We start from the raw sequence: 19,678 nt of genomic DNA on the forward strand, positions 1-19,678 counted from the left end.
AGTTCAGTGACGTTTGGCGCTGTAAATCGTAAAGCGCTTGTCGCGGTGCAACACAGCAACCGGACCGACAAAGCGTTTCATGGGCTCCTCGTAAGGCAGGAAGGTGTTCGCTACCAGCCTCAGCTCGCCGCCGGGCAGCAGGTGGCGGGCGGCGTCCTGCAGAAAACGCGCCGTAATACCGGTATCGGTCCGCACGCCGGTATGGAAGGGCGGATTGGACAGGATGGTTCGGTAATGGCCTGTCACACCGGCGAGGCCGTCGGAGGCCCGGATGTCCCCTTCCACCCCCGCTTCCCGGTAGGTTTCCCGCGCGCACCAGACCGCCTGGGCCTGGACATCAACCCCGTCAACCGGAGCCGGCGTCTCACCCCGCTGGCGCTGCCACAGCTGCAGCCAGGTGCCAATAACGCCAGCACCACAAGCGAAATCCAGCACCGGTCCGCGAACCGGCGACCGGGCCAACGAATCCAGCAGCAGCGCAGTGCCGTCATCCAGCCGGCCGTCACTGAAGATTCCAGGCAACCCGCAGACCCGGAAACCCACACCGGCCCGTTCAACCGGGTGCCACTGGTGCCAGTCGGCCAGATCAAACGTGGTGGCAGGCTGCGGATGGCCGAGCCAGACCTGGCAGTGCCGTGCACTGTCCACCTTCACCGGGTCGTCAGCGATGTTCTTTAACAGGGTAACCGCACCGGCAATCCCTTCTTTTTTCTCGCCGACCACCACCACTTTGCCGCCCGGGGCCAGCAACCAGCGTGCCAGGCCAAGGCGCAGGGCAAGCTCCGCCTTGGCCTTGGGCATAAAAATCACCACCGTGTCTGCGATACCGGCCGCGAGGGCGTCGGCCGCGTAGCCGAACACCGGCTGCCAGTGGGGGTTACCGTCCAGCTGCTGGTAATCGCCCCAGCGTTCACTGACCGCGATACCGCCGGCAGGCAGCCGGGCGATCAATGCCGGTGACGACACCCCGAGCAACACCAGCCGGCCGGTGAGCAGGTCACGGTTACGTAACAGCGCTTCATGGGAATTGGGGAGGTCAGTCATCAGCGTTTCTTGCGTCCTGAGCGCACCGGACGGAGAATCAGCTCCTCGACACTGTTGCGGCGGATGCTTTCGACTTCGGCTTCGCCGGAAATGCTGAGGCCCATGTCCCGCAGGATACCGTCCGCCACATCGTAGACAAAGCCATGAACCGTCAGCGGCTGGTTGCGCCGCCAGGCTTCCTGCACGATGTTGTTCTGACAGACATGGCCAACCTGCTCCACGACGTTGAGCTCGCAAAGCCGGTCAACGCGGTCCGACACACCGGGAATCGCCGCCAGCACCTCGGTGTACTTGTCCCGCACATCCTGGACGTGGCGCAGCCAGTTGCTGATCAGGCCAAAGCCTTCGTTCAGCAGCGCCGCCTTGACCCCGCCGCAGCCATAATGGCCAACCACCAGGATATGTTTGACCCTGAGTACCTCGATGGCGAACTGCAGGACCGACAGGCAGTTGAAGTCGGTGTGAACCACCACGTTGGCCACATTTCGGTGCACGAACAGCTCGCCGGGCAGCAGGTCGACAATCTGGTTGGCCGGCACCCGGCTGTCGGCGCAACCAATCCACAGGTACTCCGGCGCCTGCTGGTTTGAGAGTCGGTGAAAGAAATCCGGGTCTTGCTGCTTGATACCATCGGCCCAAGCCTGGTTTTTCTCCAGCAAATGATCCAGCTCACTCATCAACTCTCTCCCGCTATTGAACACATCACCAAAGCCCGCGGAATTGAACGGGAAAAGCCGCCTGAAGGCAATACTCAGTTGGTCTGAGCGGAGCCTTCTTCGACCGGTGAATGCAGCGTCGCCTGGGCCAGATCCAGCAACTCCCGCAAGGCCACCGAGAACATCGCATACTCGGGCTCGCGAACCCCTTTAAGCTCCGCCAGCATCGCTTTCCAGCGACTGATCATCGGCTCATAACGCGCCATCCAGCTGTCGACGCAGGCATCAATCCGCGCCGGCTGCCCGGCGAGCTGAAGCACACCGGTGGTCAGCGCACGCTGCTGCCAGTCGAGATCTTCACGGAAGCTTTCCCGCGCCAGCGCCTGCCAGTGGGAGGCTGGCAGCAGGTCGGCAATCGCCGAGGCAAACCAGTTGAGGTCCAGCTTGTCGCCCAGGTTGTAGTACAGGTTAGCCACAACTTTCAGCGGCATGCCTGTGGTCTCATGGGCCTCGATAATTCCCAGGGCGGAATACAGGTAATCGGTTCCGGCAACCACCTGGGCCAGGTCTTGCGGCAGGCCGGCCACCACCAGCTCGTCATGACGCTTCTGCCAGCGTTCCCGGGCCTGGTCGCCGAGATACTGCGGCAGATTGTTGGTGATTTCGGCAATGCTGTCAGCAAACCGTTCCATATGGGACTGAATGTTCAGCTCGCTGCGGCGGTTGCGGAGCAACCAGCGGACCGCGCGGCGGATCAGCCGCATCAGATCGTTCATCAGCCCCATCTGCAATTGCGCCGGCACGGTGTAATCCAGCGCTTCGATGCGGTCCCACCACAGGTCGAGACGGAACACCTCGCGGGCGATAATCCATGCCAGTGCAATGGAGCTGGCATCCGCACCGGTGGATTGCATCAATCGCTCCACAAAGGTGATCCCCATGTGGTTGACCATGTCATTGGCAATCTGGGTTGCGATGATTTCCCGCCGCAACTGATGGGCATTCAGTTCGTTGCCGAACTTGCGGACCAGGGCCGCCGGGAACACCTTGTGCATTTCGCTGGCCAGCAGCGGTTCGTCCGGCAGGTCACTGTCAATCAGTGTCTGCTTGAGATCACCCTTGACGTAGGAGATCAGCACCGAGAGCTCGGGCCGGGTCAGCCCTTTGCCGTCGAGTTTACGCTCCGACAGGGTTTCATCGTCCGGCAGGAATTCCAGCGCCCGGTTCAGCTTGTCCTCGCTTTCCAGTGTATTCATCAGGCGACGGTATTCCTCAAGCCGGGTGGCCGCCTCGACACTGGCAATACTGAGCGCCTGGGTCTGCCGGTAATTGTTCTTGAGCACCAGCGCGGAGACATCATCGGTCATCTTCTCCAGCATCACGTTGCGCTGCTTCTCGGTCAGGTCACCGAGGGCAACCGCCCGGTTGAGCAGGATCTTCATGTTGACTTCATGGTCCGAGCAGTCAACACCACCGGAATTGTCGATGAAGTCGGTGTTCAGGCGGCCGCCGTTGAGCGCAAACTCGATGCGGCCAAGCTGGGTCATACCCAGGTTGCCGCCCTCACCAACCACCTTGCAGCGCAACTCGCCGCCGTCAACCCGCAGGCCGTCGTTGGCCTTGTCACCCACATCACCATGGGTCTCGCTCTTCGCCTTGACGTAAGTGCCGATGCCGCCAAACCACAGCAGGTCCACCGGCGCCTTCAGGATATGACTGATCAGCATGTTGGGCGGAACCCGGTCAGCCTTGATGCCCAGCAGCTTCTTCATTTCCGGACTGACCGGAATCGACTTGGCCGTGCGGCTGAATACTCCGCCACCTTTGGAGATCAGGCTGCTGTCGTAATCCGACCAGGCCGAGCGGGGCAACTCGAACAGCCGCTGGCGTTCAGCAAAGCTCTTTGCCGGATCCGGATCGGGATCAACGAAGATATGCAGGTGGTTGAACGCCGCCACCAACCGCGTCTTGTCCGAACGCAGCAGGCCGTTACCAAACACATCCCCCGCCATGTCGCCGATCCCGATGGCGGTAAACTCGTCGGTGACCGGGTTGATACCCATCTCGCGGAAGTGCCGTTCCACCGACACCCAGGCCCCCTTCGCGGTGATACCCATTTTCTTGTGGTCATAACCATGGCTGCCTCCGGATGCGAAGGCATCCCCCATCCAGAAACCGTATTCGGCCGCCAGGCCATTGGCGATGTCCGAGAAGGTAGCGGTGCCCTTGTCGGCCGCCACCACCAGGTAGTGATCGTCTTCGTCATGACGGACCACCCGCGCGGGTGGCTGTATCGCCGAATCCACCAGGTTATCGGTGATATCGAGCAGGCCACGGATAAACGTCTTGTACGCCTCCACGCCCTCCTTCTGGAACGCTTCACGGTCCGCAGGGTCCGGAAGCTGCTTGGCAACGAAGCCGCCCTTGGCACCGACCGGTACAATCACCGCGTTCTTCACCTGCTGGGCTTTGACCAGACCAAGAATCTCGGTGCGGTAGTCCTCGAAGCGATCGGACCAGCGCAGACCGCCGCGGGCCACCTTCCCACCACGCAAGTGGACACCTTCCACCCGGGCCGAATAGACGAAGATCTCGAACATCGGCAGCGGCAGCGGCATGTCCGGAATGCTACGCGGATCGAACTTGACGCTGATGTAGGATTTGCTCCTGCCCTCATCGTCCAGCTGGTAATAGTTGGTGCGCAGGGTGCACTGCATCAGCTCCAGGTACAGCCGCAGGACCCGGTCTTCACTGAGATTGTCCACCTGGTCAAGGCCGGCACTGAACTCGATTTCCAGTTTCTGCTGCGCGGCCTGGCTCTTGCCCTGGCTCTGGCTGCGGTCCGGGTTGAACCGCACATCGAAGAAATCAAGCAGCAACCGGGCCAGCTCAACGTGGTTCACCAGGGTATTGGAAATAAACGTCTGGCTGTTGGAGAAGCGGATTTGGCGCATGTAGCGGGCGTACGTCCGCAACAGGGCAATCTGTCGCCAGCTCATGTAGGACGTCAGCAGCAACCGGTTGAAGGCATCGTTCTCGGCTTCGCCGTACCATACCCGCCGGAACAGTTCCTCGAAGATCGGCTTGATGCGGTGGATATCCACCACGGTGCCGGAGTAAGCCTGCAGGCTGAAGTCATGAATCCAGGTCACCCGGCCATTGCGATCTGTCACTTCAAAGGGGTGCTCGCCGATCACCCGGAACCCCAGGTTATCGAAGATCGGCATTACATCCGACAACGGCAATGGCTCGTCCGGGTAAAACAGCTTGATGTGGAGGGTGCTTTCATCTTCTTCCAGCGCCCGGTAAAAACTCATGCACAGCCGGTTGTTGGTCGTCGCATCGCTGATATGGTCAAGATCGATTGCGGCCCGGCGCCCGGAAAACATGTCCTGGTAGCTGGGCGGGAAGGCAGCGCTGAACAGCCGGAACAGCTCGTTACCCCGCTCCTCGCCATAGGCCTCGGTCAATGACTCGGCAAGTCCGTCCCGCCAGGACTGGGCCAGCCCGATTACCTGGTCGCGGATCTCTGTCACCGGCAGCTGACGATTCTCCACCTGGGGCACCCGGATGGTGAACTGCACCCGGGCCAGCACTGACTCCGAAAAATGGGTGACAAACTCGATGTCCTCCGCTCCCAGCTTGTCCAGCAGCACCTGCTCTACCTTCAGCCGCAGCTCGGTGTTGTAGATATCCCTGGGGAAAAACGCTAGGCAGGTCACGAACTGGCCATAGACATCCTCCCGCATGAACAGCTGGATGCGGCGACGTTCCTGAATGTAGAGAATGTCCAGCGCGGTACGCAGCAGATCGTCACTTTCGATCTGGAACAGCTCGTCCCGGGGATACAGAATCAGGATCTGTTCAAGCTCCTTGCCGGCATAGTCCTCCCGCAGGAAGCCGGAGCGCTTCATCACCTTCTCAAACTTGCGGCGCAGCAACGGAATCTCGTCCGGGCGTTCGTTATAAGCCCGGGCGGTGTACAGGCCAAGGAAACGGCGCTCGCCGATCACCTCGCCCTTGTCATTGAATTTCTTCACCGCGATGTAGTCCGGATAGGCCGGGCGGTGTACCCGCGAACGCTGGGCAGACTTGGCGAAGATGAAGATATCGTCGGTCCGGGTCATTTCGTGACGGGTACGCTTGGGCAATTCATTGAGCCGCACCCGGTCCGGACGCTCGTTGTTGACCCGCAGGATACCCAGCTCCGAATCCGGCACCCGCCGCACCACCATCCCGCTCTTGTCACGGGCAAAGTCGTATTCATCGTAACCGAGGAAGGTAAAGTGATCCCTCGCCAGCCAGTTGAGAAACGCCCTGGCTTCGTCCTTGTCGCCGTTCTCCAGGTGACTGAAAGTGGTGTCCAGCTCGTCGATAATGGCATTGACCTTGTCGGTCACCCGGGGAAAGTCGGAGACCGCGATTCGCACCTCATGCAAGACCGTCTGTAATACGCTCTCGAGGTTTTCCAGGTCTGCCGGGGCGCTGTGACGGTCGATCTCCAGCACGATGAATGCCTCGAACTCCGCCTTGGCCGACTTGCCACCCGGCGCATGGAGCTTTTTCAGTTTACCGTTACGGTCCCGCTCCACCTGCAGAATGGAATGCTGGATCGAGTGGGTTCCGATTTCCCGCTGGTTGAAGGCAATACGAACCGAATCGATGAGGAACGGGATGTTTGGATGCAGAATGTAGATAACGGTATGGGTGGATTGCCAGCCATCACTCTCGAGATCCGGATTGAATACCGTTACCGGAGTGGCGTCCGCCTTGCGTTTCTGGAGGAACTGCCAGGCCGCAAGGATGGCGCCGTAGGTGTCCGAGAAGCGCCGGCTTACCAGCTCCTCCAGGGGCACATGGGCACAATGCTGCACCGCGAACTCGATGATTTTCTTTGCTTCTGACTTCTCGATCTTCTGCTCGAAGGCGTGTGCCAGCTGATCAAAAAACTGTTCTTTGCTGGCCACCGTCAGCGCATTCATAGTCAACCTCTCGGCAAGTTAAGTAAACGTAATTCAGGTAATGTCGTATAAGCATAGTCAAGCCCTTGATTTTTGCCCCGCAGAGACAAAAACTGGCGGTCCTGAATTTCCACAATTGACGCAAGCAGGGGACTCTGATCGGCCATGGACCTACAGCGCAGTTTTGCTGAACTGAAAGCTCAGCTCACCACACGCATCATCGGTCAGGAAACCCTGGTTGAACGCCTGCTGATTGCCCTGCTCGCCGATGGCCACCTGCTGGTGGAGGGCGCGCCAGGACTGGCCAAGACAACGGCGATCAAAGCCCTTGCCGATCACCTCGAGGGTGATTTCCACCGCATCCAGTTCACCCCGGACCTGCTGCCGTCAGACGTCACCGGCAGCGAAATCTACCGCCCCGAGACCGGCCAGTTCGAGTTCCAGGCCGGCCCGATCTTCCATAACCTGGTGCTGGCAGACGAAATCAACCGGGCACCGGCCAAGGTTCAGTCGGCCCTGCTGGAGGCCATGGGGGAGCGGCAGGTCAGTGTCGGTATGCGCACCTTTCCCCTTGACCGCCTGTTCATGGTGATGGCCACCCAGAACCCCATAGAGCAGGAAGGCACCTACCCATTGCCGGAGGCCCAGCTTGACCGCTTCCTGATGCACGTGAAGATCGGTTACCCCACCGCCAGTGCCGAGCGGGAGATCCTTCACCTTGCCCGCAACGATTACCGCCAGGGCCAGCCTGCCGCGGCGGTCCGCATTTCCGCCGACGAGGTTTTCACCGCGCGCCACGCACTCAGCGATATCTACATGGCCGAACCGGTCGAGCAATACCTGCTGGCGCTGGTACTGGCCAGTCGTGATCCGGCCGCGGTCGACCCCGGGCTGGAACGCTGGGTGGCCTTTGGCGCCAGCCCGCGCGGCACCATTGCCCTCGACCGCTGTGCGCGGGCGCTGGCCTGGCTGGATGGCCGCGACTATGTCAGCCCCGACGATGTCCGCAACGTCGCTTTTGATGTCCTGCGCCACCGCCTGCTACTGACCTTCGAAGCAGAGGCAGAGGGTGTCACCACCGACGCCGTTATCCAGCATCTTATCGACGCCGTTCCGGTCAGCGCCTGACCCGCCCGGACCCATGAGCGAAACCATCGAAGCCAGCATCCACGTCACCCTGCCGGAACTGATCCGGCTGCAGGCCGATGCCCGGGCCTTGCGGCTTCCCGGCGCACGACCGGTGCGCAGTCGTCAGCCCGGCTTCCAGCGCTCTGCCCGCCGTGGTCGTGGCATGGCCTTTGCCGAAGTGCGTCTGTACCAGCCCGGGGACGATATCCGCAGCATCGACTGGCGGGTTACCGCCAGGCGCCAGACACCTCACACCAAACTCTACGAGGAGGAGCGGGAGCGCCCGATCCTGTTGGTCTGCGACCTTGGTCCCTCGCTGTTTTTTGCCAGCCAGGGCGCCTACAAGCAGGTCCGCTGCGCCCAACTGGCAGCGATTCTCGCGTGGCTCGCGCTCGGGGCCGGCGACCAGGTCGGCGGCATTGTGTGTGACGGCCTGCAGGTGGTGGTACAGCGGCCAGCCCGCCGCAAAAAGGCCGTACTGCAACTGCTCGACACCCTGGCCCGACTGCAACGCCAGGCGCCGGGCCCTGTCGGAGTGGGCCCGGTTACCGATCAGCAGTCGGGCGGCCTGGATCAGGCGTTGCAGGAGGCCCGGCGCGTGGCTCATACCGGCAGCCGGATCTTTGTCATCAGCGATTTCATGACCACCAGCCCGGAGACCACCACCCTGCTGGGCGCGCTCAGCCGTCACAATAACGTACATGCCCTGCGCATCGTCGATCCGCTTGAGCAACACCTGCCGGACAGTGGCCGGTTTGCCGTCGCTGGTCCGGAAGGCCCGATCTGGTTCAACGCCGGCGATCGCCAGTTCCGTGAGGCCTGGGCCGGGCGGCTCGACCGCCACGAACAGGCCCTGGCAACCTGTTTCCGCACGGCTGGCGTGCTGCCAGCGGTGGTCAGTACCATTGACGCACCTGCCCATAGCCTGCAGGGATTGCTTGGCCCCCGGGGGCGTATCGATTAATGATGGTTACACGATGATGGACCAGGACCCTCTCAGCCAGCTCAGAGACATTCACCTGCCCGACCCCGGCGGCTTCTGGCCGCCCGCACCGGGCTGGTGGATACTGGCCGCGGCCGCGCTGGTGCTGGTTTGCCTTGCGGTGTGGCTACTGGTGCGCAACCGTCGCCGCAACCGCTGGCTCCGTCTGGCCCGGGCTGAACTGCAAGGGCTGGAACAGCGGGCCAGCCAGGACCCCGCCTGGTTCAGCGAACTCAACGGCTTGCTCAAACGCTGCGCCCGCATCCGCTATCCCGAGCGGCGGCCCGAAGCGCTGTCCGGTGACGACTGGATCGAGTTCCTGCTGGAAACCGGCCCCGCCGAGAACAGGACAGCGCGCCCTGCCCTGGAGGCCATGGTCAGCTGCTGCTGGCGACCGGACGCCCACTGCGACCCGGGCGAGGCCGCACGGCTCGGCCGTGCCTGGCTCGGGAGGCAGCAATGCTGAACCTGGCCTATCCCTGGGTACTGATCCTCGCCGTGTTACCACTTGTGCTTCTGCTGGCCCGGCGGCGGCCTCCCCAGCAGGTCGAAGCTCCGGTGATTCCCGTTGGCCACTGGCTGGCCGGTATGCCCGGCGTGAGCCGCAGCGGCAACCGTCGTTCCCGCTGGCAGCAGTTTGTCCTGCTGTTGCTGTGGCTGCTGCTGGTGCTTGCCCTCGCCCGCCCCCAGCACCTCGGCGAATCAATCCGCATGCCCATGACAGGTCGGGACCTGCTGCTGGCGGTGGACATTTCACCGAGCATGGACGAGCGCGATATGATCTACCAGGACCGCAGTATCAACCGGCTACAGGCGGTCAAACGGGTCCTCGACGAGTTCATCCATAACCGCAAGGGCGACCGCCTCGGCCTGTTGCTGTTCGGCACCGAGCCCTACATCCAGGCACCGCTGACCTTTGATACCGAAACTGTCCGCACCCTGCTCCACGAAGCCGGCATTGGTATGGCGGGGCGCGCCACCGCCATCGGCGATGCCATCGGCCTGGCTGTCAAGCGGCTGAGAGACCGGCCCCAGGACCAGCGGGTGGTCATCCTGCTGACCGACGGTGCCAATACGGCCGGTGAGATCAGCCCGGACACCGCCACCGGGATCGCGCGCTCCGCGGGGGTGCGGCTCTACACCATAGGCATCGGCGCCGAATCGATCCTGCAACGGGGGCTGCTGGGCTCACAGCGGGTCAATCCGTCGCGGGATCTCGACGAGGCCCTGCTCACCCGGATGGCCGAGCAGACCGGCGGCCGCTATTTCCGCGCCCGCAGCCTGCCAGAGCTGGAGCTGATCTACGACAGCATTAACCAGCTCGAGCCCATCGAACTGGATGGCCGCTTCTATCGTCCGGTAACCGAACTCTATGTCTGGCCAGCCGGCACCGCGGTACTGCTGTGGCTGCTGGTCCGGATTGCCGGCGTTGTCCGGGTTCGCCGAAGGAGGACTGAGTTTGGCTGACTTCCATTTTCTGCGTCCACTCTGGTTGCTGCTGATACTGGCAATCCCGTTGCTGCCTTTCATGTTGCGGTTCCGCCATGCCGGTGACAGTGGCTGGCATAACATCATCCCGCAGCGGTTGCTGGCGCCCCTGCTGCCGGCGGATGCCGGGCGGCCAGGGCCGGCGACCACCGGCGTAACGCACCGTTTGCCACAATGGCTGCCCGCCGGCCTTGCCCTGCTGGTACTCGCCCTTGCCCTCGCCGGTCCGTCCTGGCGCCAGGCTCCAACCCCGCTCCAACAGCAGGATGACAGCCTGGTCATCGTGCTCGACCTGTCGCTGTCCATGCTGGCCAACGACGTTCAGCCTGACCGCCTGACCCGCGCCAAACGCAAGATCCGCGATATCCTGGCGGCCCGTGAGGGCAGCCTGACCGCACTGGTGGTGTACTCCGCCGATGGCCATGTTGTCAGCCCGCTGACCGATGACCGGCGCACCATCGAAGGTATGCTCGAGGCACTGGATCCGGTGATGATGCCCGCGCAGGGCAACCGCGCCGACCTGGGGGTGGCCCGGGCGCAGGAGCTGCTTGCACAGGGAGCCCCCGCCCGGGGCCGCATCCTGCTGATCAGCGACGAGGTTTACGTGCGTTACCGCACGGCTATCCGCAGTCAGCTGTCCGGAACTCCCTGGTCGCTCAGCGCCATCGTCACCGGCACCACCGACGGCGGCCCGATCCCCCTCGCCAAGCGTGGTTTCCTGCGGGACAGCGCCGGCACCATCGTCATTACCCGGGCCAACCCCGACAGCCTCGCCGACCTCGCCGCGGCAACGGGTGGCAGCAGCCGGCCCCTGACCCTCAACGACGACGACATCCGCGCGCTGGCGTTGGGCACCGCAGACGCCGGTAACGGTCAGCAAGGCGCCCGCGAACTGGCGATCGAGCGCAGGCAGGACGACGGTTACTGGTTGCTGTGGCTGGCGGCCCTGCTGGTCCTACCGCTGTGGCGGCGTGGCGCCCTGCTGACGCTACTGCTGCTGGTCAGCCCGCTGGCACCACAGCCGGCCATGGCCCTGGAATGGGAGGATCTCTGGTTGCGCCCGGACCAACGGGCTGAAGACCTGATCCGGCAGGATCCCCGCGCCGCCGCCAGCCGCCTGGACGATCCGCAATGGCAGGGAACCGCGCTGTATCGCAGTGGCGACTTTGAGGCGTCAGCGGAAGCTTTTGGTCGCAGCGAAACTGCGGATGCGCTGTACAATCGCGGCAATGCCCTCGCCCGCAGCGGCGAGCTCAGCCAGGCCCTTGCCGCCTACGACGCAGCGCTGGCCGCCCACCCCGGTCACGAGGACGCCACCTTCAACAGGGCCCTGGTGGAGCGCCTGCTCGAGCAACAGCAGCAGGACGGCGGCCAACAGCAATCCGGCGCCGACAGCGAGCCTGACCAGCAGCAACAGGAGGGCGACCAGCAGGGCCAGCAGGACGGTGAGGGACAAAGGGATGGCAGGCGCCAGCAAAAGCCCGGTGGCGAAGGCGAGACCGGCCAGCAGAACGATAGCAGCGCGCAGCAAAGCGGGCCAGGGGAGCAGGGCCCAACTCCGGAGAACCGCCCGCAGCCCGCGGAATCCGGCGAGGACGGCGCACAGGACCGCAACGATTCCCAGCCGACCGAAACTCCCGGTAATGCGCCCGGGGCCCTGCAACCCGGCGAGCTCAGCCAGGGCCAGGAGCAGGCCCTGCGCCGGATACCGGATGATCCCGGGGGCCTGCTCAGGCGCAAGTTCCTGCAACAGTTCCAGGAACGCAACACACAACCTGACAAGGGTGACACACCATGGTGAAGCCGTTAACCGCGATCTTCGCGCTGATGGCGCTGCTGGCCACGCTGGTCCTCGTGCCGGGCCACGCCAGTGCGAACAACCTCTCGGTCGAGCCTGACCGGACCGAGCTGTATGAGGGCGAGGTGCTGACCCTGACCATCAAGGGCAGCATGGAAATCTCGATCAACTTCGACAACCTGTTCGACCTCGGTGCCGCCAACCTGCCGGCACCGGACGTGGAGAAACTGGAACAGGATTTCGAGGTTCTCGCCAACAACCAGCGCTACAGTATCCGCACCATCAACAGCAAAATGGTGGGCGAAATAACGTGGACCTATCAGCTGGCCCCCAAATCCACCGGCGACATTACCATTCCATCGCTCAGTTTCCGGGGTGCGCAATCCGACCCCGTCACTGTTTCGGTGTTGCCCGGAAACGCGCCGGCACAGGGCACTGCAGAATCCAAATCCGCCTTTATCGAGCTTGCGGCTGATAAAGACGAGCTCTACGTCCAGGAACAACTGGTCCTGACGGTCCGCCTGTTCTTTACCGGCAACCTGATCCGCGGGGAACTGTCCGAACCAAGCCATCCTGATGCCCTGGTGGAATCCCTCGGCCGGCAGCAGGAATACAGCCGCTACCGCGATGGCCAGCGCTACCGGGTGGTGGAACGGCGCTACGCCATCTTCCCCCAGCAGCCAGGTACCCTGGCGCTGGAAGCCATCCGCTTTGAAGGCCAGAGCCGCGACGCGGGAGGCCAGCTCCGCTTCCTGCGGGACAGCGCAACCCTGTTCGAACTGCCAGTCAAACCCGTGCCGGCGTCGTTCAGTGGTGATACCTGGTTGCCGGCCAGCACACTGGAACTGACCGAAACCGGTATTCCAGGACACGGTAGCCTGACCGAAGGCGACAACCTGGCCCGGACCCTGGTGATGACCGCCCGCGGCCTGCCGTCAGAAACCTTGCCGCCGTTCCCCGACCGCTACCCTGACAGCATCCGCAGTTACCCGGAATCGCCGGAACGCAGCACCGAACCGGGACCGGATGGCCTCACTGCCACCCTGACCCGGACCCATGCCCTGATAGCGATTCGCGCCGGCGAGGTTACCCTGCCGGAAATTCGCATTCCCTGGTGGGACACCACCACAGACACCGAGCAGGTGGCGGTGATACCGGCTCGGCAACTGACCGTCGCTGCCAGCGGTGCCGCACCTGCCCGGTTGACAGGTTCCGATGCAGCGCCAGTGATCGATTCCCCGACCACCACCAGCAGTTCCGGCGCCGAAGCTGCCACCAGCAGCTTCTGGCCCTGGCTGAGTGCTGTGCTGGCCGCCGGCTGGGCGGTGACCTTACTGGCCAGTGTAATGCTCTGGAAACGCCGTAGTCCGACTGCCTTCGCGAGCAGGGTAAGCGCCGGCTCGCCGGTGGAGCGAGAGTTGTTTGAACGGCTGCGCAAGGCCGCAGGTGCAGGCAGCCCGCAGACACTGGACCTGCTGCCGCGCTGGCTGCGCAGTTATCGGCCGGACCTGCCCGCCTATACCCTTGCCGACGTGGAACGTTACGTTGCGGACGAAAAGCTGGCAGAAGCACTGACATCACTGCAGGCACGACTGTTTGGCCAGCAACAGCCGGAGGATGGTGAGGGGTGGGACGGGGAAAATCTGGTGACGGCCCTCGACAGCGCCCGGGCAGCATTGGCGTCGGCGGCACCGGCGAGCGGTTTGCCTCCGCTCTATCCGGAGCAATTGGCCAGCCGCTGAGCGGCTGGCCAGCACTCAGTTATGAAGCTGCTGGTCGATAACCAGTACCACCGGCTGGCCCGCCTCGGCGGTCACCGGTAGCGGGTTATCGAGCCCTCCCTGCCAGTCACCAGCCTGGGGCATGGCACTGCCAGAAGGTGACAGTCGCGCCGTTACCAGCACTTCACCGGCCTCGGAGATCCGGGCGGTCGGCGCCATGGCATAGCTGTCGTCAAGACGGATATCCGCCGGCAGATCAGCGGCGGTCAGGCGTGCCACCGCGACCGGCGGGCCACTGCGGTTCCCGGGTTTGCGGGCAAAGATGAACAGGGTGGTATCTGCCGGTACCTCCTCGCGGAATGCGTCCGCCAGCTCCACCCGCACGGAAACTCCTTGCGGGCTGACGGTCTGGCCGGCAACTGCCGGGCCGGATTCGGGCATCGGCGCTTCCCGTCCCAGGCGCTGGTAAGCCTGGGCAATACCTTCGCGGATCGCGGGCAGTTGCGGATGGTCCGGGGCCACCTCGACAATACGCTCCCAGTGGCCGATGGCCTCTTCGAACGCCTGGCGGCTGAAGGCATTGATACCCAGCAGCCCCAGCGCATTCACTTCATCGGGGTTGAGCGCACGGGCCCTGGTAATGGCGCGGGTGACCTGTTCGTCCATTGCCCCCTGGCTGGCAAAGAACCACGCCTGGGCCGATAATCCCCAGGCCACGGCCCGGGATCCGTCCTCGTCGACCACTCCGGCCAGACGCTCAAAGGCCCGGGCAGCCTCGGGATACTTTTCCAGCCGCATGTAACTGCGGGCCAGCATGGCCCAGCCATCCGGGTTATCCGGGCTGGCCTCCAACTGCGCCCGGAGCTGCGCGGTCAGCGCCAGCATCTGCGCGGCCCGGTCGCCGTCCGCGGCCACCATCGCCTGCATGGCCTGGAACTGCTCGACGTCGTCCAGCGCGCCCCACTGCTGATACAGCATGACCGCAGCCACCGGCACCGCCACCACGCTCGCCAGCACCACCAACGCCGGTGCACCACGACGCGGGCTCACAGCAGCAGCCGCAGGCGCTTCATCCGGGTCGCCCACGTCATCCAGCATGCTGCCCGCAAGCTCTTCCTTGAGCTGGCGAAAGTTTTCTTCATCGATAACGCCGGCGGCAAATTCGGCGTCCAGTTCGGCCATCCGGGTGCGGTAGGCCATCAGGTTCTGGTTGCGGATATCGGATTCCGCCCGCTGGCGGGCCCGGTTGAAAAACAGTGGGTAGGCAATAAAAGCAAGCGCCAGGGCAATCAGCAGCCCGGCCATGACCCAGAAAGTGGTTGTCATAAAGTGACCGTTACTCGTTCATGAATTCGACTGGAAATCTCAGTGGCTGCCGCTGTCCTTGCCGAGAATGCGTTCGGCGCGGGCCTTCTCCTCCGCAGACAGTCCCGGGCTGCCGGCGGCGGCCCGGCGCGAACGCAGCACAATGCCGGCAACCACCAGCAGACCGGCCAGCACCGCCAGCACCGGGGTGGCCCACAACAGCCAGGTACGTTGCTCAAGCCGGGGCTTGTAGCGGACAAACTCGCCAAACCGTGACACCAGGGCGTTGGTCACCTCCTCGTTGGTGGCACCATCCTGCATCATCCGGTACACCTCATCACGCATGTCTTTGGAGATCGGCGAATTGGAGTCGGCGATATTCTGGTTCTGGCACTTGGGGCAGCGCAGCTCGGTGATCAGGTTGTTGAAGCGCTCCTGCTCAGCGGCACTGTCAAAGGGGTAGACATCACTGGTGCTGGCCCAGAGCGGGGTCGCCGCCAGCACCGCGAGCATCAACCATACCCGGCGCATCAGCTATCCTCCCGGAACTTACGGACCACCGGCTCGAGGTCTTCGCGCCAGACTTTCTCGTTCACCACACCGACATGGCGGTAACGGACGATCCCGTCCGGGTCGATGACGTAGGTTTCGGGCGCACCATAAACACCCAGATCAAAACCCAGTTCGCCCCGGGGGTCATACAGGCTCACCTGGTACGGATCCCCCAGACGGTCCAGCCACTGCAACGCCAGCTCCCGTTCATCCTTGTAGTTCAGGCCGACGATGCGGATACCCTGCTGCTCCGCCAGCCATACCAGGTCGCCATGCTCATCGCGGCAAGCCGGGCACCAGGTTCCCCATACGTTAAGCAGGGAGACCTGGCCACGAAACACCTCCGGCCCCAGCTGCACCTCCGGATTATGCAGGTCGGCCAGCACAAACTCCGGCACCGGCTTGCCAATCAGCGCGGATTCCAGTTTGTTGGGATCCTTGCCAATTCCGGCAAACAGCACAATACCCAGGGTGACCGCCAGCAGAACGGGAATAAACAGCAGCACGCGCCTCACGACAGCACCTCCCGGGTACCCGCGGTTGCCGCCGGGTTCGCTGCAGAGGGAGCAGCCGGCTCACTCACTGCCACCTTGTCGCGGATCCGGTAACGGCGGTCAGCAATCGCCAGGAACCCGCCCGCGGCCATGAACAAGGCGCCCAGCCACAGCCAGCGGATCAACGGCTTGTATTGCAGACGGACCGCCCAGGCATCACCGGATACCTCTTCTCCCAGGGCGACAAACAGGTCACGGAACAGGCCGGCATCGATACCCGCCTCGGTCATCATGTTGCGCTGTACCACGTACTGGCGTTTTTCCGGAAACAACGTGGCAATGGGCTCGCCGTCGCTGGTGATCTCGAAACGACCGTAGGTGGCGGTAAAATTCGCGCCCTGCCGGCTACCAATTTCGGCAAAATAAAACCGCAATTCACCGATTTCCGCCGTATCGCCCGGCGCCATCCGCACATCCCGTTCCACGCCGTAGTTGGATACCACGGTGGCCCCGGCCATGGTCAATGCCAGGCCAAGATGCCCCAGCACCATACCGTAGTAGCTACGGGACTGGCGGCGAAGGCCATGCCAGCGACCTTTTTTCGACGATGATTTGAGCCAAAGATCGCGCAGGGTGGCGACCGTCACCCAGGTCGCCGATAGCAGGCCGGCGAAAGCCCAGGGTGTAAAGCTGCCGTAATAGCTCAGCGCCGCCGCAGTAATTACCAGGCTGGTGGCCGCCGGCCACAACAGCTGCCGCGCCAGCCAGCCGCCGTCGGTTTTCTTCCAGCGGGAGAAAATACCGGCGCCCAGCAGCAGCCCCACAGCCACCGCCAGCGGGCTGAATGTCAGGTTGAAGAACGGCTCGCCAATGGACAACCGGCCCATATCCAGGTAATCGAGGACCAACGGATAAAGGGTTCCCACCAGCACCAGCAGGGTCGCCGCCACCAGCAGAACGTTATTCAGCAGCAGGAAAATCTCCCGTGACAGCCCGCCGTAGCTGGACCGGGCGTGCACCACCGGCGCCCGGAACGCATACAGGGTCAGGCTGGAAACGATGGTAAACGCCAGCAAGCCCAACAGGAACGCGCCGCGGGTCGGGTCCGAGGCAAAGGCATGGACCGACGTCAGCACGCCGGAACGCACCAGGAAGGTGCCCAGCAGGCTCAGGGCAAAGGTAACGATGGCCAGCAGCACGGTCCAGCTTTTGAACACCCCGCGTTTTTCCGTGACGGCGAGGGAATGCATCAATGCTGTTCCCGCCAGCCAGGGCAACAGGGAGGCGTTCTCCACCGGATCCCAGAACCACCAACCGCCCCAGCCGAGCTCGTAGTAAGCCCACCAGCTGCCGAGCGCAATGCCCACCGACAGGAACGACCAGGCCACCGTGGTCCAGGGCCGCGACCAGCGCGCCCAGGCGGCATCCAGCCGGCCGTTGATCAGCGCGGCAATCGCAAAGGCAAAGGCCACCGAGAAGCCGACATAGCCCATGTAGAGCATGGGCGGATGGACAATCAGGCCGAAATCCTGCAACAGCGGATTAAGGTCCGCGCCATCTGCCGGTACGTTGGGCAACAGCCGGTCAAAGGGGTTGGAGGTCAGCACGATGAACAGCAGAAAGCCCACGCTGACCATGCCCAGCACCGACAGCACCTGGGACACCATGACCGTTGGCAGGCGACGACTGAACACGGCGACCGCCAGGGTCCAGCCTGCCAGCATCAGGATCCACAACAGCAGCGAGCCTTCGTGGCCGCCCCACACCGCACTGAACTTGTAGTACCAGGGCAGCAGGCTGTTGCTGTTGTTGGCCACATAGGCCACCGAGAAGTCATCCACCAGGAAAGCCTGGGTCAGTAGCGCAAACGCCAGTGCAATAAACACAAACTGGCCGGTCGCCAGCGGTCGGGCGAACGCCTGCAGGTTGTCACGCCCAGTTATTGCACCGACCAGCGGTACTACGGAAAGCAGCACTGCCAGCAACAGCGCAAGAATCAGCGCAAACTGTCCGAGTTCCGGATACATCTGTTATCCCCCGTTGATCATTGGTGACGCACTGGCGCTCAGTAACTGGCGTCTTTGGTCTGGGTAGTAGCGGGTTTACCATTGGCAGCGGACGCCTTTTCCAGGGCATCAGACACTTCCGGCGGCATATAGTTCTCGTCGTGCTTGGCCAGCACTTGGTCGGCTACAAAACGGCCATCCGGCTGTAACCGGCCCATGGCAACCACGCCCTGCCCTTCCGCAAACAGATCCGGCAGGATACCGGTGTATTCCACGGTGACGGACTGGTTGAAATCGGTGACGTTGAAAACCACCTTCAGACTCTCCGGGTCGCGGGCGACCGAGCCCTCCTCGACCATGCCGCCGGCGCGAATGCGTACGTCCACCGGAGCCTCACCGGCCGCAATCTGGGTCGGGTCGTAGAACAGGTTGATGTTCTGCCGTAAGGCATAGGTCGTCAGTCCTACGGCAACGGCAACGCCGGCCAGCAGGAACAGGACGATGGTTAACCGTTTTTTGCGAATCGGATGCATGGTGTTTTCAGCCACTCATTCTCAGGAAGGGTTAATTCGGGTAAAACTGGCTGCCGGCTGCGCCTCGCGTCCGGCGCGGGCTGTGCTATCACGCTCCAGCTCGCGCAACTGGCTGCGCATGACGTCACGGCGCTGGCGAATTGACCAGGCCATCAGCCCGCCGACAAACAGAAAGAAAACCCCGTAACAGGTCCACACGTACGGGCCATGCCCTTCCATGGCGATAAAGGCAGCAAGGGAGTCAAACGCCATCATCTCAGTGTCCTCCCGTCCTGACCAGTTCCTGCACCCACCGGGTGCGTTTTTCCCGCACCAGGATACCGGTTTGCATACGCAGGCAGGCCAGCCAGCCAAAAATCAGGTAAAGCCCCAGCACCGCCAGCAATAACGGTACCCACATCTCTGCCGGCATGGTCGGGCGCTCGGTCAGTTTGAACGTCGCCGGCTGGTGGAGAGTATTCCACCACTCCACGGAATACTTGATGATGGGAATGTTCACCACCCCCACCAGTACCAGCACCGCGACCGCACGGGCCGAGGATTTTTCGTCGGCAATCGCCGCCGCGAGCGCAATTACGCCAAAGTACAGGAACAGCAGGATCAGCATCGACGTTAACCGGGCATCCCAGATCCACCAGGTTCCCCACGTCGGCTTGCCCCACACTGCCCCGGTGAACAGGGCCAGGAACGTGAGTACCGCTCCCACCGGCGCCACTGAACGCACGAACAGGTCGGCCAGCTTCATCCGCCAGACCAGGGTAACCACCGCCGCTACCGCCATCATGATATAGATGGACTGGGCCAGGAACGCGGTCGGTACGTGAATGAAGATGATCCGGTAGCTGTTACCCTGCAGGTAATCCTTCGGCGCAAACGCCAACCCCCACACCACCCCCGCCAGCAGCAGGGCGATACCGCCCACCAGCAGCCACGGCATCAGCCGGGTGGCAATGCCGTAAAACCACTTGGGCGACCCCAGCTTGTGAAAAAACTGCCACATCAGGTTGTTA

The 19,678-nt window shown here is 63.0% G+C and carries 16 protein-coding genes; 6 read left to right on the plus strand and 10 right to left on the minus strand.

Annotation, left to right across the window (positions count from 1 at the left end; all coding sequences use genetic code 11):
* Positions 1–3: 3 nt before the first annotated feature.
* The 3 genes from CLH61_RS05060 to CLH61_RS05070 all read right to left on the minus strand — a co-directional run bounded on the left by CLH61_RS05060 (position 4) and on the right by CLH61_RS05070 (position 6,682).
* Positions 4–1,044: a class I SAM-dependent methyltransferase gene (locus CLH61_RS05060; protein ID WP_099613605.1), complete on the minus strand. Its 1,041-nt coding sequence runs from the start codon at positions 1,042–1,044 to the stop codon at positions 4–6.
* The gene (can, locus tag CLH61_RS05065) at positions 1,044–1,721 is read right to left on the minus strand and encodes a carbonate dehydratase (RefSeq protein ID WP_099613606.1); all 678 of its coding nucleotides are present in this window, start codon (positions 1,719–1,721) and stop codon (positions 1,044–1,046) included. Before can ends, CLH61_RS05060 begins: the two co-directional genes overlap by 1 nt.
* A gap of 74 nt (positions 1,722–1,795) precedes the next feature.
* Positions 1,796–6,682 (minus strand): NAD-glutamate dehydrogenase, encoded by a 4,887-nt coding sequence (locus CLH61_RS05070; RefSeq protein WP_099613607.1) that lies wholly within the window; start codon positions 6,680–6,682, stop codon positions 1,796–1,798.
* 144 nt (positions 6,683–6,826) lie between these two features.
* Between CLH61_RS05070 and CLH61_RS05075 the strand changes: the two genes are divergently transcribed.
* The 6 genes from CLH61_RS05075 to CLH61_RS05100 are packed head-to-tail and all read left to right on the plus strand — an operon-like array spanning position 6,827 to position 13,799.
* Positions 6,827–7,789 carry an AAA family ATPase gene (locus tag CLH61_RS05075; RefSeq protein WP_099613608.1) on the plus strand — a complete coding sequence of 321 codons (963 nt, stop codon included), beginning with the start codon at positions 6,827–6,829 and terminating at the stop codon, positions 7,787–7,789.
* A 13-nt stretch (positions 7,790–7,802) separates the two neighbouring features.
* Entirely contained in the window at positions 7,803–8,753 is a 951-nt protein-coding gene (locus tag CLH61_RS05080) for a DUF58 domain-containing protein (protein ID WP_099613609.1), read from the plus strand.
* 13 nt (positions 8,754–8,766) lie between these two features.
* Positions 8,767–9,237 (plus strand): DUF4381 domain-containing protein, encoded by a 471-nt coding sequence (locus tag CLH61_RS05085; protein ID WP_099613610.1) that lies wholly within the window; start codon positions 8,767–8,769, stop codon positions 9,235–9,237.
* Positions 9,231–10,238, plus strand: a complete 1,008-nt coding sequence (locus tag CLH61_RS05090; protein ID WP_099613611.1) for a vWA domain-containing protein — start codon at positions 9,231–9,233, stop codon at positions 10,236–10,238. The genes CLH61_RS05085 and CLH61_RS05090 overlap by 7 nt, the downstream gene beginning before the upstream one ends.
* Positions 10,231–12,060 carry a VWA domain-containing protein gene (locus CLH61_RS05095; RefSeq protein ID WP_228152533.1) on the plus strand — a complete coding sequence of 610 codons (1,830 nt, stop codon included), beginning with the start codon at positions 10,231–10,233 and terminating at the stop codon, positions 12,058–12,060. Before CLH61_RS05090 ends, CLH61_RS05095 begins: the two co-directional genes overlap by 8 nt.
* Positions 12,054–13,799, plus strand: coding sequence for a BatD family protein (locus CLH61_RS05100; protein WP_099613613.1), 1,746 nt, complete (start codon positions 12,054–12,056; stop codon positions 13,797–13,799). Before CLH61_RS05095 ends, CLH61_RS05100 begins: the two co-directional genes overlap by 7 nt.
* Before the next feature lie 15 nt (positions 13,800–13,814).
* On the opposite strand, the gene ccmI is transcribed toward CLH61_RS05100, so the two are convergent.
* From ccmI to ccmC, 7 genes are read right to left on the minus strand one after another with little or no spacing between them, the layout of a single operon-like run.
* Positions 13,815–15,104 carry a c-type cytochrome biogenesis protein CcmI gene (gene ccmI, locus CLH61_RS05105; protein WP_099613614.1) on the minus strand — a complete coding sequence of 430 codons (1,290 nt, stop codon included), beginning with the start codon at positions 15,102–15,104 and terminating at the stop codon, positions 13,815–13,817.
* Between the two features lie 39 nt (positions 15,105–15,143).
* Positions 15,144–15,614 (minus strand): cytochrome c-type biogenesis protein, encoded by a 471-nt coding sequence (locus CLH61_RS05110; protein ID WP_099613615.1) that lies wholly within the window; start codon positions 15,612–15,614, stop codon positions 15,144–15,146.
* Positions 15,614–16,150, minus strand: a complete 537-nt coding sequence (locus CLH61_RS05115; RefSeq protein WP_099613616.1) for a DsbE family thiol:disulfide interchange protein — start codon at positions 16,148–16,150, stop codon at positions 15,614–15,616. Before CLH61_RS05115 ends, CLH61_RS05110 begins: the two co-directional genes overlap by 1 nt.
* The gene (locus tag CLH61_RS05120; RefSeq protein ID WP_099613617.1) at positions 16,147–18,156 is read right to left on the minus strand and encodes a heme lyase CcmF/NrfE family subunit; all 2,010 of its coding nucleotides are present in this window, start codon (positions 18,154–18,156) and stop codon (positions 16,147–16,149) included. The genes CLH61_RS05115 and CLH61_RS05120 overlap by 4 nt, the downstream gene beginning before the upstream one ends.
* A 38-nt stretch (positions 18,157–18,194) precedes the next feature.
* Positions 18,195–18,668 (minus strand): cytochrome c maturation protein CcmE, encoded by a 474-nt coding sequence (gene ccmE / locus CLH61_RS05125; protein WP_099613719.1) that lies wholly within the window; start codon positions 18,666–18,668, stop codon positions 18,195–18,197.
* A 21-nt stretch (positions 18,669–18,689) separates the two neighbouring features.
* A complete protein-coding gene (ccmD, locus tag CLH61_RS05130; RefSeq protein ID WP_228152534.1) occupies positions 18,690–18,923 on the minus strand; it encodes a heme exporter protein CcmD in 234 nt (77 codons plus the stop codon).
* Position 18,924: 1 nt separating this feature from the next.
* Positions 18,925–19,668, minus strand: coding sequence for a heme ABC transporter permease CcmC (ccmC, locus tag CLH61_RS05135; protein ID WP_099613618.1), 744 nt, complete (start codon positions 19,666–19,668; stop codon positions 18,925–18,927).
* Positions 19,669–19,678: the final 10 nt, after the last annotated feature.

It is taken from the genome of Marinobacter profundi (genome assembly GCF_002744715.1).
In the GTDB taxonomy this organism is placed as follows: Bacteria; Pseudomonadota; Gammaproteobacteria; order Pseudomonadales; family Oleiphilaceae; genus Marinobacter; species Marinobacter profundi.

What these genes read in the sequence shown, in the direction of transcription:
- CLH61_RS05060 (WP_099613605.1), bottom strand. Translation starts at nt 1,044, where the DNA reads ATGACTGACCTCCCCAATTCCCATGAAGCGCTGTTACGTAACCGTGAC.
- can (WP_099613606.1), bottom strand. Translation starts at nt 1,721, where the DNA reads ATGAGTGAGCTGGATCATTTGCTGGAGAAAAACCAGGCTTGGGCCGAT.
- CLH61_RS05070 (WP_099613607.1), bottom strand. Translation starts at nt 6,682, where the DNA reads ATGAATGCGCTGACGGTGGCCAGCAAAGAACAGTTTTTTGATCAGCTG.
- CLH61_RS05075 (WP_099613608.1), top strand. Translation starts at nt 6,827, where the DNA reads ATGGACCTACAGCGCAGTTTTGCTGAACTGAAAGCTCAGCTCACCACA.
- CLH61_RS05080 (WP_099613609.1), top strand. Translation starts at nt 7,803, where the DNA reads ATGAGCGAAACCATCGAAGCCAGCATCCACGTCACCCTGCCGGAACTG.
- CLH61_RS05085 (WP_099613610.1), top strand. Translation starts at nt 8,767, where the DNA reads ATGATGGACCAGGACCCTCTCAGCCAGCTCAGAGACATTCACCTGCCC.
- CLH61_RS05090 (WP_099613611.1), top strand. Translation starts at nt 9,231, where the DNA reads ATGCTGAACCTGGCCTATCCCTGGGTACTGATCCTCGCCGTGTTACCA.
- CLH61_RS05100 (WP_099613613.1), top strand. Translation starts at nt 12,054, where the DNA reads ATGGTGAAGCCGTTAACCGCGATCTTCGCGCTGATGGCGCTGCTGGCC.
- ccmI (WP_099613614.1), bottom strand. Translation starts at nt 15,104, where the DNA reads ATGACAACCACTTTCTGGGTCATGGCCGGGCTGCTGATTGCCCTGGCG.
- CLH61_RS05110 (WP_099613615.1), bottom strand. Translation starts at nt 15,614, where the DNA reads ATGCGCCGGGTATGGTTGATGCTCGCGGTGCTGGCGGCGACCCCGCTC.
- CLH61_RS05120 (WP_099613617.1), bottom strand. Translation starts at nt 18,156, where the DNA reads ATGTATCCGGAACTCGGACAGTTTGCGCTGATTCTTGCGCTGTTGCTG.
- ccmE (WP_099613719.1), bottom strand. Translation starts at nt 18,668, where the DNA reads ATGCATCCGATTCGCAAAAAACGGTTAACCATCGTCCTGTTCCTGCTG.
- ccmD (WP_228152534.1), bottom strand. Translation starts at nt 18,923, where the DNA reads ATGATGGCGTTTGACTCCCTTGCTGCCTTTATCGCCATGGAAGGGCAT.
- ccmC (WP_099613618.1), bottom strand. Translation starts at nt 19,668, where the DNA reads ATGTGGCAGTTTTTTCACAAGCTGGGGTCGCCCAAGTGGTTTTACGGC.